This window comes from Eisenbergiella massiliensis (assembly GCF_003435485.1).
Genome location: NZ_QVLV01000016.1, coordinates 80,335 through 95,713 on the forward strand (window position 1 = coordinate 80,335; position 15,379 = coordinate 95,713).

Consider the following 15,379-nt stretch of genomic DNA (forward strand, 5'->3'; position numbering starts at 1 on the left):
GGGCAAAAGATAAGGGGTTAGTTGGTGTAGAAGTGGTGTTTATGAGTTTTAATGGTTGATATGGGATGAGGAGTTTGGTTTGGAAGGGAGTGATGGAGGATGTGCGGGATTTGCGGGTTTGTTAGCCGGGGGGATATTTCTTTGGAGGCTTTGCGGGGGATGAATGATACGATGTATCACCGGGGGCCTAATGATTCCGGGGCGGAGATTTATGTCGGGGGAGATGGGTACCGGGTTGGATTTGCGCAGCGCAGGCTTTCTATCATGGATCTTTCGGAGCTGGGGCATCAGCCTATGCATTCGGAGGCTGCTTTTGGTGTGGCAGGGCAGTGTGTGAGTGTGGTTTTTAATGGTGAGATTTATAATTTCGGTGAATTGAAGAAGGAACTTTCGGACTACCCCTTTAAGTCTAACTGTGATACGGAGGTGATTATCGCAGCTTACCTGAAATGGGGTATTTCCTGTATTGACAGGATGAACGGGATGTTTGCCATCGCTTTGTATGACAGGAGGTCGGAAGAGGTTTTTCTGGTGAGGGACAGGATCGGGAAGAAGCCTTTGTATTATTGGATTGAGGGCGGTAATCTGGTCTTTGGGTCGGAGCTGAAGCCTTTGATGGCTTGTCCGGGATTCCGGAAGGAGATTCGCAGGGATGTGCTTGCCAGGTTTTTGTATCAGCAGTATATCAATGCGCCGGATAGTATTTTTAAGGATGTTTATAAGCTGGAGCCGGGAGGTGTGCTGCGGTTTCATCAGGGCGAAGTGAAGAAGTGGAAATATTGGGATATCGGACGGGTGTATCATAGGATGCAGGAGCGGCCGGTTGAGGATTTTGATGAGGCGAAGGGAGAGCTGAAGGGGCTTTTGAAGAGCGCTGTGGCTTCCAGGATGATTGCGGATGTGCCTTTGGGCAGTTTTTTGAGCGGGGGTTATGATTCTTCTTTGATGACGGCAATTGCTCAGGAGAATTCGGCGGAACCGGTGAAAACCTTTTCCATCGGGTTTGAGGAGGAGCGGTACGATGAGGCGGCGTATGCCAGGCAGGTGGCGGAGTATCTGGGGACGGATCATACGGAGGCTTATATTGATGAGAAGGGGATGTTTGAGCTTGTGGAAAGCATTCCGAAGTATTATGATGAGCCTTTTGCAGACAGTTCCCAGATTCCTACCATGTTGGTGTCGGCGCTTGCCAGGGAGCGGGTGACGGTGGCGTTGTCCGGTGACGGCGGGGATGAGTTTTTCTGCGGTTATCAGATGTATGACAGGCTGGCGCAGGCGCAGCGGCTGGATGGGGCGGGAGCGTTTGTCCATGGAGTTCTGGGGCTGCCGGGGCTTAAGGGGGCGAAGCTGGAGGAAAGGCTTCCGGTGAAGGTGCGCGCTGTGTCTGAGAACCGGGATCCGGAGCTGAAAACGCAGGTGTGTCCGCCGGCTTATCTGAAGACAGCCATGGCCTTTGTCCCGGGAAGCGGGCTGGACTGCAGGTATCCGCAGGAAAGCGGCTATCAGGTAAAGGACTGGCAGATCCGCAGAATGCTTCTTGATATGGATACGTATCTGCCGGGGGATATCCTGTGCAAGGTGGACAGGGCTTCCATGAAATATTCGCTGGAAGCAAGGTGTCCGATTCTGGATAAGGATGTGATGGAGTATTCCTTCCGGCTGCCTCATTCTTTTAAATATGACGGGAAGGAAAAAAAGCGGATTCTGAAGAGTATCGCTTATGATTATATACCGCGTGAAATGCTGGATCGGAAAAAGAAGGGGTTTTCGGTGCCGTTGGATAAATGGCTGCGGGGACCGCTGCGGGAGAGTCTGGAGACGTATTCCGAAAAGGGATTTCTGGGACGGCAGGGAATTTTTGATGAGGATTATGTGAGCAGGTTTGTTGCCAGGTATCTGGAGCAGGGAGACGGAGGGCCGGGAAGCGGTTCCAATTATTCCAGGATAGTATGGGCTTTTTATACCTTTCAGCAGTGGTATGCCTGTTATATCAGACAGGCTTAAGGAGTGGTGAAGTTGGGAAAAGGACAGCGTGAGAAAAAGGACAGGAAACAACCGCATATTGCTCTTTTTATCAGCGCGCTCCGTAAGGGCGGTTCGGAACGTGTCCTGGTGAACCTGGCGGAGTATCTGAAGGATAACGGCGTGGAGGTCACTGTGGTGACCCAGTATGAGGGGCAGGGGGAATACTCTCTGTCGCCCGGTATCCGGCGTGTATTCAGCGAGATTACGGAGGAGAAGAAGAGCAGGAGCCGGGTGGTGAACTTTTTCCGGCGGTTTTTCAAGCTGCGGGGTATCTGGAAAGCGGAGCGGCCGGATGTAATTTTGTCCTTTATTGGGAAAAATAATCTGATGGCGCTGCTGACCAGCAGCTTCCTTCGTATTCCGGTGGTGATTTCCGTCCGGGGAGAGCCGAAGGAGGAATATTATTCCGGTGTGCTGCGTTTCTTTGCGAAAACTTATTTTGCCAGGGCGGCGGGAGTGGTTCTTCAGACAAAGGAGGCCATGCAGTTTTTCCCGGAAAGGATCCGGAAGAAAGCGGTGATATTGAAAAATCCGTTGAATCCGTCCTTTGTCAGGGAGCGGTTTGAGGGGGAACGGGAGCGTTGTATCCATGCGGTAGGCCGTATGGATGCCAATAAAAACCATGAAATGATACTGCGGGCGTTTGCTGCGCTGGCGGCGGATTTCCCGGAAGTAAGGCTTGTTATATATGGGAACGGCGAGTGCAGGGAGCCTTTGATAAAGCTTTCAGAGCAGCTGGGGCTTTCGGAACGAATCAGCCTGCCGGGAACGGTGTCGGATGTGGCGGATAAAATTTACAGAAGCAGCGCTTTCGTGTTGTCCTCTTACAGTGAGGGGATGCCGAATACGCTGATTGAGGCCATGTGTATGGGACTGCCGGTAATTTCCACGGACTGTCCCTGCGGCGGGCCTGCGGAGCTGATTGAGGATGGCGTGAACGGGTATCTGATTCCGCCTGGTGATGGGAAGGCGCTGGAGGAACGGCTGCGGATTCTTCTTTCCGACAGGGAGAAAGCGGAGAAAATGGGCCGGAATGCGTCGAAGCTGCTGGAGGAGTATCGGCCGGAGCATGTGGACAGGACCTGGATGGATTATCTTCTTTCCTTCCTGCCGCCGGCAAAATGAAGGAAATTGGATAAAACTGCACCGTTGTTAAGGCAGGGCCGGAAAAAGTTTCCGTTACAGAGAAAGATAAGCTGTCTGCCGCCGATGAAAAGGGCGGAAGCGGCAGCTGACAGAAAGCAACAGGTAGTATGAAGAAAAAAGAATGGATTAAGACAATTTGTTTCATAGCAGGGTTTTTCCTGATTCTGATACCGCTGACTTATATTATCCGTACGAATGGTGATATTAAGGATATTTTTGTGGGATTTTATGCGGAGAAGGAAGATACGATTGATGTGGTTATGATCGGATCCAGCCCGGTGTACCCGTATTATGCGGGACCGAAAATCTGGAAGGATACCGGGATTACCTGTTATCCGCTGTCCTCAAACATGCAGCGGCCCAAGGCGGCGGTGCATCTGGTGGAGGAGGCGGAGAAAACGCAGGATCCGGGGCTTTACATTTTTGAACTGCGCATGTACCTGGGGCCGGATGAGCGGCTGACCCAGAATATGGCCTATACCAGGGGAGTGACCGATAATATGAAATACTCCTGGAACAGGATTAAGACGATTAATGCGCTGGTGGATCCGGATGGCCCGGAACCGCGTTACACCTATTATTTTGATATTTTCAAGTATCATTCCAACTGGAAAACCATGGTGCTGCCCAGCCAGATCGTTACCTTCCGGTATGAGTGGCCGGATTCGCTGAAGGGCGCTGTCATCAGGGATGATGTAGGTCCCAGTGAGATTGCGGATTTTTCCTGGGTAACGGAGCGGCAGGCCATACCGGAGGATCAGGAGGAGGTGCTGCGGGAGCTGCTTTCCTGTCTGCAGGAAAAGGGGCTGAATGCGCTTTTCATCGTTTCCCCCAATACCATGACGGAAGAAAAACAGCGCCAGTATAATTATATTGCGGATATCATTGCGCCTACAGGCTACGGGTTCCTGAATCTGAATGATTATTATGAGGAGCTGGGAATTGATTTTGAAACGGATTTTGATGATTACGGCGGCCATACCAATGCCTTCGGCATGGAAAAATGCAGCGCTTTTTTGGGGGAATATCTGAGTACCCACTATGATTTTGAAGATAAACGGGGACGGGAAGGCTATGAAAGCTGGGATAAGGCGGCGGAACTGTGGGAAGAACAGACAGAGAGCGCAAAGCAGACCATACTTGATAAAATAGCCCGGAAAGAGTTTAAGGTAATTGAGGAAGAAGAGTAATTTTTTGCAACGGTTCAGGACGATGCGCCGTCCCGAACAGATACTATTTGAAGAATTATTCCGCCAGGTCAGCGCATAAAAAGCGCAGACCGTAAGAAAGCAGGTGAGCCTATGTGCGGTATTGCAGGATTTTGCAACTGGAAAACAGACTGGGAGAAAAACATAAGGAAAATGAATGACCGTATGCGCCACAGAGGGCCGGATGCCTCCGGGATCTGGGCCAGTGAAGACGGCAGGGTTGTTTTCGGCCACCAGAGGCTTTCCATTGTGGATCTTTCCGAGAACGGCGCACAGCCCATGCAGTCCCACAGCGGCAGGTTTGAAATTGCATTTAACGGTGAAATTTATAATTATAAACAGATTGCGAAACGGCTTCTGGATGAAAAAAAGGTGGATCATTTCCGGGGAGGTTCGGATACGGAGGTGCTTCTGGAGGCTATGGAGCATTATGGGGTGAAGGAAGCCATTTCCATGTGCAAGGGGATGTTTGCTATCGCTTTGTATGACAGGAAAGAACGCGTCCTTTATCTTCTCAGGGATCGCATCGGGGAAAAACCCCTGTACTATGGATTTGTCAACGGCAGCTTTGTGTTTGCCTCGGATATCGGTTCCATTGCCGCGCTGGACGGATTCAATAATGGAATCAATAAGGATGTCCTGGATATTTACTTTGTACATGGTTATATACCGGCGCCTTATTCTATTTATGAGAATATCCGGAAGCTGGAGCCGGGCTGCATACTTACGCTGCGTCAGCCCTTTGCAGAGCCGGAGCTTGAGGCTTATTGGTCCGTGAGGGAAGCGGCAAGGAAGGGGCAGGAAAACCTGTTTACCGGCAGCCGGGAAGAAGCGGCGCAGGAGCTGGAGCGCCTTCTGAAGAATTCCATACGGGAACAGATGGTGGCGGATGTGCCGGTAGGCGCCTTTTTATCGGCAGGCATTGACAGCAGTACCATTGTGGCGCTGATGCAGTCATTGAACAGCGGAAGGGTGAAAAGCTTTACCATAGGCATGGGAGAAGCAGAGTACAATGAGGCGGAGGCGGCCAGGGAAATAGCGAAAATACTGGGAACCGAACATACGGAGCTTTATATTACGGAGGAGGATGCCAAGGCTGTCATCCCCAGGCTTGCATTTATGTTCGGTGAGCCTTTTGCGGATTCCTCCCAGATCCCGACCTATCTGGTGAGTAAAATGACAAGGGAGCATGTAACCGTTTCCTTAAGCGGCGACGGCGGGGATGAGCTGTTCTGCGGCTATACGTCCTATGCCTCGGTGAGCCGTATCTGGAACAAAATGAAGAATGTCCCCTATTTTCTGAGGAAGCCCTGCAGCGGCCTGGTACTTCACAGCCCGCTTGCCAGAAAAGAAATCTTCCGTATCAAAGGAAAGCTTTTGGGCGCAAAGGATCCGGCGGATATTTATCTCCAGTCCCGCCTGACAGATCCGCTCACCATGGAAATTGCAAAGCAGCGGGGGAACCTGCCCTATAAATATACTACGATGCCTGAGGGATACCTGAAGGAGGTCAATCACACGATCATGCTGATGGATATGCTCATGTACCATCCGGATGATATTCTTGTGAAGGTGGATCGAACGGCCATGGCTGTTTCGCTGGAAACGAGGGTGCCGATGCTGGACAAGGATGTGGTGGAGTTCGCCTGGAGCCTTCCTGTGGAGTACGAACGTCAGGGAGAGACGGGAAAGCTGGTTCTGCGGGATGTGCTTTATAAGTATGTGCCGAAGGAGCTGATGGACAGGCCGAAAAAAGGATTTTCCATTCCCATTGCCAAATGGCTGAAGGAGCCGTCCCTGCGGGCCTGGGCGGAAACGCTGATTGACCGCAGGACGCTGGAGAGCCAGGGGATGCTGAATCCGGAGGTGGTATGGACCATCTGGAAGGATTTCGTGGAAAATGGTGTGTGGCGCATCCAGATCTGGTATATATTGATGTTCCAGGCATGGATGGCGGAACGCAAGCTGGCTGTCTGAAGGAGGTGGAAGCCTTGCGGAAACTGGAAAAATTCACGCCTTTGCCGATACCAGAGGAGGAACAGACGGATAAAATTTCTGTGATAGTAGCAGTCTATAATATAGAAGCCTATCTGGAAAAATGTGTCCGTTCCCTCAGAAACCAGACCTATCGGAATCTGCAGATCATTCTGGTGGATGACGGCGCTACGGACGGCTGCCCGGCCATCTGTGACAGGCTGGCGGAAGAGGATGGCAGAATTCAGGTCATCCATAAGAAAAACGGCGGCCTCTCAGACGCCAGGAATGCCGGAACCGCTGCTGCGGACGGAGAATATATCGCTTTTGTAGACGGGGACGACTGGATTGAGACGGATATGTATGAGAAGCTGCTTTCCGCTGCCAGACAATTCGATGCGCCCCTGGCGGTATGCAGATACCGGAAGATTTACCGGAACCGGGAGATGGATGCTTCCACCGGTGCGGCTGTGGTTTTTGACGGCCAGGAGGCCCTGGAATCCTTTCTTATGGAGGAGGATGATATCTGCATCCAGAACGCTGCCTGGAACAAGCTGTACCGCAGGGAGCTGATGGGGGAGCTGCGTTTCCCCACGGGAAAGTATTATGAGGATATTGTGTACACCACCATGCTGCTGGCACGTTCCCAAAAAACGGTTTATCTGGATCTGGCGCTTTATAATTATGTGCTGGAGCGGGAGGGCAGTATCATGGGCGAAGGGCTGGGAAGCCGTATTTTTACGGATCAGATCCCTGCCTATGAAGAAAAGGAAGCGTTTTTGCGTTCCATCGGAAGAGAGGATCTGGCGGATGTACACAGGTATTTTTTCTATAAAAGGCTGCTCCTGTACTATATTGCCCTGGGAAAATCCCAAAAGGATATGAAAGAAAAGTACAGGAGAGTCATACGGGAGAGGCTGCTAACGGATCGCGGGGAAATGGACAGGGTATATGCATGCAGGGCGGCTAACCCAAAGGAAAAGAAAAAGATGGAAATTTTCCTGAAAAGCCCGAAGCTGTATCTGGCGGTAATTAGGGTGAATGAACGGTTTCTGATTCCGGTGAAGCAGCGGCTTCGCCGGCATTGAAGACAGAAAATGTGCAGGCTTTTTAAGGCCTGTGATAAGATGGTGCAGATGGGAGCAAGTACAGTATGGTAATTGTGCAATTATCAGGAGGGCTGGGCAATCAGATGTTTGAATATGCCCTTTACCTGAGTCTGAAGGCGAAGGGGAAGGTCGTGAAAATAGATGATATCACCTGCTATGAGGGACCGGGAACGAGGCCGAAGCAGCTGGATGTATTTGGGGTTTCCTATGAGCGGGCCACAAAGCAGGAGCTGACGGAAATGACGGATTCTTCCCTGGATCCCGTCTCACGTATCCGGCGAAAGCTCACCGGGCGTAAGACAAAGGCATACAGGGAAAAGGATATTAATTTTGACCCGCAGGTAATGGAACGTGATCCGGCGCTGCTGGAGGGATGCTTTCAGAGTGAAAAGTATTTTCAGGACTGCAGGGAGCAGGTGAGGGAAGCCTACCGCTTCCGTGGGATCGAATCCGGGGCTTATCCGCTTCCGGAGGCTTACCGGAGGCTGGAAAAAGAAATCGCAGACTGCCCATCAGTAAGCGTCCACATCCGCAGAGGCGATTATCTGGAGGAAAGCCACGGGGGGATCTATACGGGAATCTGTACCGAACAGTATTATCAGGAGGCCTTTGCCCGGATGGAAAAGGAAGTGCCGGGGGCAAAATTTTTCCTGTTCAGCAACGATCCGGACTGGACGAGGGAGCACTTTAAAGGCGAAAACCGGATACTGGTGGAAGGTAGCACGGAGGATACGGGATATCTGGATCTGTACCTGATGAGCAAATGTAAACATAACATCATCGCTAACAGCAGCTTCAGCTGGTGGGGCGCATGGCTGAACGACAACCCGGAGAAAAAAGTGACGGCGCCGGCCAGATGGCTGAACGGCAGGGAATGCCGGGATATTTATACGGAGAGAATGATACGCATATGATGGAAAATATTAAAAAGCTGAGTCGTATTTTAAGCAAGGCACAGAAGAAAAAGGTCGGGATGATAGGCATCCTAATATTGATTGGCGGCGTGCTGGAAACAGTAGGCGTAACCGCAATCCTTCCGCTGATTACCGCGATTATAGATCAGGACCGTATGCTGAAAAACGAGACGGTTCAGCAGGTGTGCAGGTTCTTTGGATTTGAATTAAGCAGGGAGAATTATACCCAGCTGATTTTGCTGCTGCTGTTACTGGTTATTGTGGTCATTGTGGTAAAAAACCTTTTCCTGCTGCTTCTTACCTATGCCCAGGCCAGGTTTGTAAACGGAAACCAGTTCCGCACGGTAAGCTATATGCTGGAGGAGTACCTGAACAGACCCTATGAATTTTACCTGAATGCGGATATTCCTACTGTATTCCGCACGGTGGACAGCGACGTGCCCAAGGTATTTACCATATTGATGGAATATATCCAGCTGGCCAGTGAAGCGGTAGTAGCCGTTTTCCTGTGCGTTACGCTTCTGCTTGTGGACTTCAAAATGACGGTGGTCATGGGCGGCATCCTGGTTGTCATGACTCTGTTAATTATGCGGGTGATGAAGCCGAAGCTCAACACCATGGGATTAAAATCCCAGAGCGTACAGAGTCGGATGGGAAAATGGCGCCTGCAGTCCATTTATGGAATCAAGGATGTAAAAATCCTTCATAAGGAATCCTTTTTTGCCAGGAATTTCAGAAAGTATTCCCAGATTGCAGGGGAAGTAACCAGTAAGTATACGGTTTTGAATAATGTGCCCAGATTGTTGATTGAGACGCTGTGCATGGGCGGCGTTCTGGGGTATCTGGCCGTGTATATCTTAAGGGGAGGCAATCTGACGGAAATGATTCCCCAGATGACCGCATTCGCCTTTGCGGCAACCAGACTGCTTCCCAGCGTAAACCGGATCAACGGCCATGTGACCAACATCGCTTTTTTCCAGCCGTCTCTGGATTATGTGTATGAAAATGTGGATTTCAGCGATTATACTAAGTATGGAGAATACCAGAACAGGGACGATGCCAATGCGGCGCCGGTTCCGGTAAAGGATGCCATCTGCCTGGACAATATTACCTACATTTACCCGAACACTACGAAAAAGATTCTGGAGGATGCCTGCATGCGGGTTCCCATCGGTAAATCTGTAGGCGTTATGGGACCCTCCGGCGCCGGAAAAACAACGGCGATTGATATTCTTATGGGTCTGCTTCAGGTGCAGGAAGGAACGATTACATGCGGCGGAGTGAATATTTTTGACAATTACCCCTCCTGGCTGAGCCATATCGGTTATATTCCCCAGACGATCTTCCTGACAGATGATTCTCTGAGGGAAAATATCGCTTTTGGTGTGGATAAGGATCAGATTGACGATGCCAGGGTGTGGAAGGTATTGGAAGAAGCCCAGATGAAGGAATTCGTAGAGCAGATGCCCCAGCAGCTGGAAACAAGCGTCGGCGACCGCGGCGTACGCCTCTCCGGCGGCCAGCGCCAGAGAATCGGTATCGCAAGGGCGCTGTACCATAATCCGGAAATACTTGTTTTTGACGAGGCCACATCGGCGCTGGACAATGATACCGAGTCTGCGATTATGGACGCGATTAACAGCTTCCATGGGCGTAAGACGCTTATCATCATTGCCCACAGATTGCGGACAATAGAGAATTGTGATATTATCTACAATGTGGATAAAGGGAAGATTGTGGAGGCGAAACTGCCATAATCTGATATTTTGCCGTTGACAGAGGGGCAGCGTTCCTGACAGCCGCCGACAGGAAGGGCAAAGGAATGACCGTCTGGTTAACGTATAAGGAATGAAGGAAAGTAACTGTGAAGGTGCTGAACAGTTACAAAAGAAAATGAGTAACTGTTCAGAGGAATGAATGGCTGCGAAGATAAAGGAAGCATTTACATGATTGGTACGGAATTGCTTAAAGGGCAGGGACTGGGTAATCAGTTGTTCTGCTATGTAACGACCAGATGTATCGCAATGAAGCAGGGAAGGGATTTTTCGATTTTGGGAAGTGAAACACTGGCCAATAATATCCACAGTTCCTGCGGGCTTTATTTTATGGATTTGGATTTCGGTGTTAAGGCCGGAAAAGAAGATTTTACAGGAGTTTATTCAGAGAGGGATGATCGGATCTTTACCGGCAGCTCCCGCCATGATATGACGCATGGCTGCTATGTCACGGCTGCGGATGAAGAGATGTTCCATGTAAAGGATAATATGCTCTTGTTTGGAAATATGCAGGCAGAGGAATATTATATTGCCTATCGTGACCAAATTAAGCAGTGGCTTAAAGTAAAGCCGGAATATGACTGCTATGAATTCAGCAGGGATAACCTGTGTATTCTTCATCTGCGTTGTTCTGATTATATGGATTCGCCGGAACTGTATCTGCGTAAAAGATACTGGCTTGACGGTATGAAGAATATGCGCAGGATAAATCCGGATATGGAGTTTATGATCATAACGAATGATGTGAAGGAGGCTAATAAATTCCTCCCCGGAGTACCTGCATATAATTTTGATCTTGCAAAGGATTATTCCATTCTAAAAAATGCGAAGTATCTTCTGCTGGCAAACTCATCTTTTGCATATTTTCCTGCATTTACCAGTGATACGGTGCAATATATTATTGCGCCCAAATATTGGGCGAGACATAATGTATCGGATGGCTATTGGGCAAGTGAGCAGAATATTTATTCCGGCTGGCATTATATGGATCGCAGGGGAAGAGTCTTTTCTGATGAAGAGTGCAGGGTAGAACTGGAAGCCTATAAAGATAAATCGCCCAGATACAAAAAGCTGAATATGCGTCCGGGAAAGGTGAGAACCTTTTTTTATACAATACAAAGTAAATGCATTTATACCAACGCAAGAGTCCGGAAAATTTCCAGGGGAGTTATGCGCAGGCTGAAGGCATTGAAAGGCAGGTAGAATCGGCGATGAGTACAGAAAATAAAGAACCCAGGAGCTACCGCAATGCCCAGGGCAAGCTGGTCCTCCCGCAGGTTACCCTCTGCGCCATGACCAGCGTTAACGTCAGGGAAACCCTGAAAGCAATGGAATACAGCTGCCGCGGCATTGAGTTTGCCGATGCGGTGATCATTACGGATAAAAAGCCGCGTTTCCTGCCCAAAGGAATCCGGTACAGCCATATTGACCGGCTGGGAAATATCGATGCGTTCAATTACAAAACCGTCTATGATATGGGAGACTATATTCATACGGATTTTGCCCTGCTGGTGCACTACGATGGCTTTGTGGTGCATCCGGAAATGTGGCGGGACGAATTCCTGGACTATGATTATATCGGTTCGCCCTGGCCGCTGCCAAAGCCGGGCGATGACACTACCTACCGGGATATTTACGGCAATATCTGCCGCGTGGGCAACAGCGTGGGAATACGCAGCAAGAGGCTGATGGACTATCCGAAAAAGGCTGGCATTCCCTGGGTAGGGGAAAAAGGATATTTTAATGAGGACGGCTTTATCTGCTGTAAAATCCGCCATCTTCTTGAGGCGGAGGGAATGCGGATTGCGCCGCTGGAGGTGGCGAAATACTTCGGGCACGAAAATATGATTCCCGAAATTGAAGGGATCACTCCCTTTGTTTTTCATAAATGGTATGGAACCAATGCGGGTTATCCTGATTTCAGGAAAAAGCATACGGTTCTGAACTCCTTAAGAAGGCTGCATGGCAGGCTGAAGGGAGGAAATTAAAATGGTATATGACTGTTTCCAGTTTTTTAATGAACTGGATATTCTGAAGCTGCGGCTTCATATTATGAACCCGGTGGTGGACAGGTTTGTCATCAGCGAGGCCACGGAAACCTTTTCCGGGAACCCAAAGCCGCTGTATTATGAGGAAAATAAGGAAATGTTCGCGGAATTTGCGGACAAAATCATTCATGTGGTGGTGGATGATACGCCGCCGGGCTATACCCATGACAGGGATACCTTCCAGAAAAATGCGGTGGGCAGGGGACTGAAGGACTGTACGGATGAGGATATTATTATTTTCAGTGATCTGGACGAAATCCCCAATCCGGAGAAAATCAAGGAAATCCTGCAGAATTTTGACAGGACGAAAATCTATCATTTTGCCCAGAGGCTGTTCTATTGTTATCTGAACATGGAAGAGGTGTCCGGCAATCTGCTCTCCTATGCGGGAGAATTCCCGGAAGCAGAACGATCCAAAGATGGGATTCCCGGCAGAAAAAAATGGATTGGATCCAAAATGTGCAGCTATTCGCTTTTAAAGGAGCAGAAGCTCCAGCTGGGCGAGCTGCGTTTTCCGGAAAGAAAGGCCTGTGGCATCCGCGTGGAGGACGGCGGCTGGCATTTTGGCTATATGGGCGGCCACGGGGAAAAGGATGTAAAAAAACGTGTGGCGGAAAAGGTCCGCAGCGCGGCGCATCAGGAATATAACAAAGCGGAGGTCCTTTCCGATGTGGCGGACAGGATTAAGGATGGAAAGGACATTTTCGGCAGAAATGCGTCCTTTGTCCAGGTTGAGATAGACGAAACCTTTCCGGAATATCTACGTGAGAATCAGGAGGAGTATTCCTTTCTGATTCTGAAGGAAGAACCGCCGGTAAAAAAGGGGCTGCGCCACATGCTTGGCGGAATACGCAGGTTTATTTTCAGGACAGGCCATTTGGCGAAACGTGTTTTGCGGAAAATCAAGGGTTGAAAAAATACGGAACGGGAGGAAGGACGATGGACATACCTAAAGTTTCCATATGCATCCCTGCTTATAATAATGCGACAGAGGTAAAAAGGCTTCTGGAATCCATCCGTATGCAGACCTTCCGGGACCTGGAAATCATACTGACGGATGATTCCACCAATGAGGAGATTGCGGAGCTGGTTAAAAGTTCCGGGTGGGAAGATATCCGCTATATCCATAATGAAAAACCTTTGGGCCACATTTTCAACTGGAATAAAAGTCTGTCAGAAGCGCAGGGGGAGTATATAAAAATCATGTTCAGCGATGACTGGTTTACCGCTCCTGACAGCCTGGAAAAGATGGTTTCCCTGCTGGATCGGACACCGGAGGCTTCTTTGGCATTCTGCGGAACGATGCAGGTGATGCTGCCGGAGGATGAGCAGGCTGTACAGGGCGACTTGGCAGACGGCAGCGGGCAGCCAGGGAAAAAGGCTTATGCCAGGGCGGCGGCGGATTGGTACACGGACAGGCTGGCGGCGGATTACCGGAACCTGTTTCTGGGAAATGAAATCGGCGCTCCCAGCGCGACCCTTTACCGGGCCTGCGGGGCAATGTTTGATGAGAAGAGCAACTGGGCCTCCGATATGTTTCTGTACTTTGAAATACTCAGCAGGAATCCCCGTTTCGTCTGTACGCAGGAGCCTCTGATTTCCATCGGGATCCATGAGGCGCAGTATACCGGGATGTTTGAAGAGAAGGATTTGCGTAAATTTAATGATACGCTTTATATGTATGAAAAATATCAGCTCAGGGAAAGCCAGGCCTGCAGGGAATATATGTTAAGGCAGATACTGAAATTCAGACAGGGCTGGGAAACTGCTGGACAGTGCGGGATTTCCCGCGGTGAATATTTGAAACAGGGGATATCCTGGTTCTGGGAAAATACGGTGCTGGGATATTGGAATGGGGCGATGCATAAGCTGGGGATCCGGAAAATAGAAGGGTGACAGATACCGTTTTAGCATATAGGGAACCAGTTCCCAGGGAGAAATGAATGGACAAGGAAAAATGTACGGAGGATTGGCTGTACCAGTTGGGGCAGATTTTATTTTATATCGGACTGGTACTGGAGCTTCTGATTGTTATTGCGGACAAAAGTGCATACATCAATCCATGGGAGGGGCAGTTGTTTCGTATAACCTTCCTGCTTTTTCTGGGCAAAATCTGCCTTACCCGTTATTCATTCAGGGAATGGCTGTGGATGCTGTTTTTTCTTATAATTGCCGGAACCTGTTATTTGTTTTCGGGACGGGATGAAGCAGTCAGGCTGGTGGTTTTCTGCGCTTCCTTCAAAAATGTGGATTTACGCAAGTCTTTACAGTTGGCTTTTTTCGTCACACTGTCGGGCTGCCTGCTTCTTGTATCGCTGGCTTTAACAGGTATTTTCGGCCAGATGTATATTGTGGATGCAGGGGACAGGGGAATAAGGTATACCTTCGGGCTGGGGCATCCTAACGCCTTTTTCTGCATGTTCTGGGTACTGGTTACGCTGGGGATATATTTGTACTGGAGGAAGATGAAGCTATGGATGTATGGCCTGCTCCTTGCTGCCGGCCTCATTTTATTTCTGCCGACGGATTCCAGGACAGGGGTATTAATTCTTGTTTTTACACTTGCCTTTTCCCTGTTTCTTACTTATGGCAGGAAGGCTCGGGACAGTAAATGGCTTTATATTGCCGGCATTCTGCTTTTCTTTGGCTGTGTGGGACTGTCCATATGGATTGCCTGTTATGAGCCGTATGAGGGGCCTTTTTATCCATATGACCGTTTTTTTACGGGACGTATTACAAGCATGAATACCCTGGAGGGCGGAGGAGGAATACTGCGCAACTGGCGCCTTTTCTCCCGGCCGGAAAACATCAAGTATTTCGATATGGGCTATGTGCGCCTGTTCTATTGGTATGGAATCATCCCCGGCGCGCTTTATGTGCTTCTGTACGCAATGCTGATGTGGCAGTGCTATAAAAAGAAGAATTATATGGGCTTCATGATGGTGCTCAGCTTTGCATTGTACACCATGCTGGAAGCGCATTTTATTTCCGTATATCTGGGCAGAAACTATGCCCTGTTTCTGCTGGGGGCTTACTGGAGTGATATGCTCTGCTTCCGGAAGCCGCCTGCAGAGGGGATGCAGGATATACAGGAGGAATACTGGTGGCAGAGCTGGCGTTTTCTGGGACGGAAAGAAACGTCCGGGGAACCGGGCTGTTAAAAAGAAGCGTGAGAGGTAT

The 15,379-nt window shown here is 49.6% G+C and carries 12 protein-coding genes; all 12 read left to right on the plus strand.

Features of this window, described 5'->3' with window-relative positions:
• Positions 1-99: 99 nt before the first annotated feature.
• Positions 100-2,004 (plus strand): asparagine synthase (glutamine-hydrolyzing), encoded by a 1,905-nt coding sequence (gene asnB, locus DXC51_RS19955; protein WP_025488493.1) that lies wholly within the window; start codon positions 100-102, stop codon positions 2,002-2,004.
• Positions 2,005-2,016: 12 nt separating this feature from the next.
• Positions 2,017-3,150 (plus strand): glycosyltransferase, encoded by a 1,134-nt coding sequence (locus tag DXC51_RS19960; protein WP_025488494.1) that lies wholly within the window; start codon positions 2,017-2,019, stop codon positions 3,148-3,150.
• A gap of 128 nt (positions 3,151-3,278) precedes the next feature.
• The gene (locus tag DXC51_RS19965) at positions 3,279-4,361 is read left to right on the plus strand and encodes a hypothetical protein (RefSeq protein WP_025488495.1); all 1,083 of its coding nucleotides are present in this window, start codon (positions 3,279-3,281) and stop codon (positions 4,359-4,361) included.
• 111 nt (positions 4,362-4,472) lie between these two features.
• Entirely contained in the window at positions 4,473-6,356 is a 1,884-nt protein-coding gene (gene asnB, locus DXC51_RS19970; RefSeq protein ID WP_025488496.1) for an asparagine synthase (glutamine-hydrolyzing), read from the plus strand.
• Between the two features lie 14 nt (positions 6,357-6,370).
• Positions 6,371-7,441, plus strand: coding sequence for a glycosyltransferase (locus DXC51_RS19975; RefSeq protein WP_162162443.1), 1,071 nt, complete (start codon positions 6,371-6,373; stop codon positions 7,439-7,441).
• Between the two features lie 65 nt (positions 7,442-7,506).
• Entirely contained in the window at positions 7,507-8,376 is an 870-nt protein-coding gene (locus tag DXC51_RS19980; RefSeq protein WP_025488498.1) for an alpha-1,2-fucosyltransferase, read from the plus strand.
• Complete coding sequence (locus DXC51_RS19985; protein ID WP_243003239.1) at positions 8,274-10,133, plus strand: ABC transporter ATP-binding protein; 1,860 nt, start codon at positions 8,274-8,276, stop codon at positions 10,131-10,133. The genes DXC51_RS19980 and DXC51_RS19985 overlap by 103 nt, the downstream gene beginning before the upstream one ends.
• Before the next feature lie 189 nt (positions 10,134-10,322).
• Positions 10,323-11,354: an O-fucosyltransferase family protein gene (locus DXC51_RS19990; protein ID WP_025488500.1), complete on the plus strand. Its 1,032-nt coding sequence runs from the start codon at positions 10,323-10,325 to the stop codon at positions 11,352-11,354.
• 8 nt (positions 11,355-11,362) lie between these two features.
• Positions 11,363-12,139, plus strand: coding sequence for a DUF5672 family protein (locus DXC51_RS19995; protein WP_021636946.1), 777 nt, complete (start codon positions 11,363-11,365; stop codon positions 12,137-12,139).
• A 1-nt stretch (position 12,140) separates the two neighbouring features.
• Complete coding sequence (locus DXC51_RS20000) at positions 12,141-13,112, plus strand: glycosyltransferase family 17 protein (protein WP_021636945.1); 972 nt, start codon at positions 12,141-12,143, stop codon at positions 13,110-13,112.
• 26 nt (positions 13,113-13,138) lie between these two features.
• Entirely contained in the window at positions 13,139-14,095 is a 957-nt protein-coding gene (locus DXC51_RS20005; RefSeq protein ID WP_021636944.1) for a glycosyltransferase family 2 protein, read from the plus strand.
• A gap of 47 nt (positions 14,096-14,142) precedes the next feature.
• Positions 14,143-15,360 carry a hypothetical protein gene (locus tag DXC51_RS20010; protein WP_021636943.1) on the plus strand — a complete coding sequence of 406 codons (1,218 nt, stop codon included), beginning with the start codon at positions 14,143-14,145 and terminating at the stop codon, positions 15,358-15,360.
• Positions 15,361-15,379 lie beyond the last annotated feature (19 nt).

What these genes read in the sequence shown, in the direction of transcription:
- DXC51_RS19985 (WP_243003239.1), top strand. Translation starts at nt 8,274, where the DNA reads ATGGCTGAACGACAACCCGGAGAAAAAAGTGACGGCGCCGGCCAGATG.
- DXC51_RS20010 (WP_021636943.1), top strand. Translation starts at nt 14,143, where the DNA reads ATGGACAAGGAAAAATGTACGGAGGATTGGCTGTACCAGTTGGGGCAG.
- DXC51_RS19980 (WP_025488498.1), top strand. Translation starts at nt 7,507, where the DNA reads ATGGTAATTGTGCAATTATCAGGAGGGCTGGGCAATCAGATGTTTGAA.
- asnB (WP_025488493.1), top strand. Translation starts at nt 100, where the DNA reads ATGTGCGGGATTTGCGGGTTTGTTAGCCGGGGGGATATTTCTTTGGAG.
- asnB (WP_025488496.1), top strand. Translation starts at nt 4,473, where the DNA reads ATGTGCGGTATTGCAGGATTTTGCAACTGGAAAACAGACTGGGAGAAA.
- DXC51_RS19965 (WP_025488495.1), top strand. Translation starts at nt 3,279, where the DNA reads ATGAAGAAAAAAGAATGGATTAAGACAATTTGTTTCATAGCAGGGTTT.
- DXC51_RS20005 (WP_021636944.1), top strand. Translation starts at nt 13,139, where the DNA reads ATGGACATACCTAAAGTTTCCATATGCATCCCTGCTTATAATAATGCG.
- DXC51_RS19995 (WP_021636946.1), top strand. Translation starts at nt 11,363, where the DNA reads ATGAGTACAGAAAATAAAGAACCCAGGAGCTACCGCAATGCCCAGGGC.
- DXC51_RS19990 (WP_025488500.1), top strand. Translation starts at nt 10,323, where the DNA reads ATGATTGGTACGGAATTGCTTAAAGGGCAGGGACTGGGTAATCAGTTG.
- DXC51_RS20000 (WP_021636945.1), top strand. Translation starts at nt 12,141, where the DNA reads ATGGTATATGACTGTTTCCAGTTTTTTAATGAACTGGATATTCTGAAG.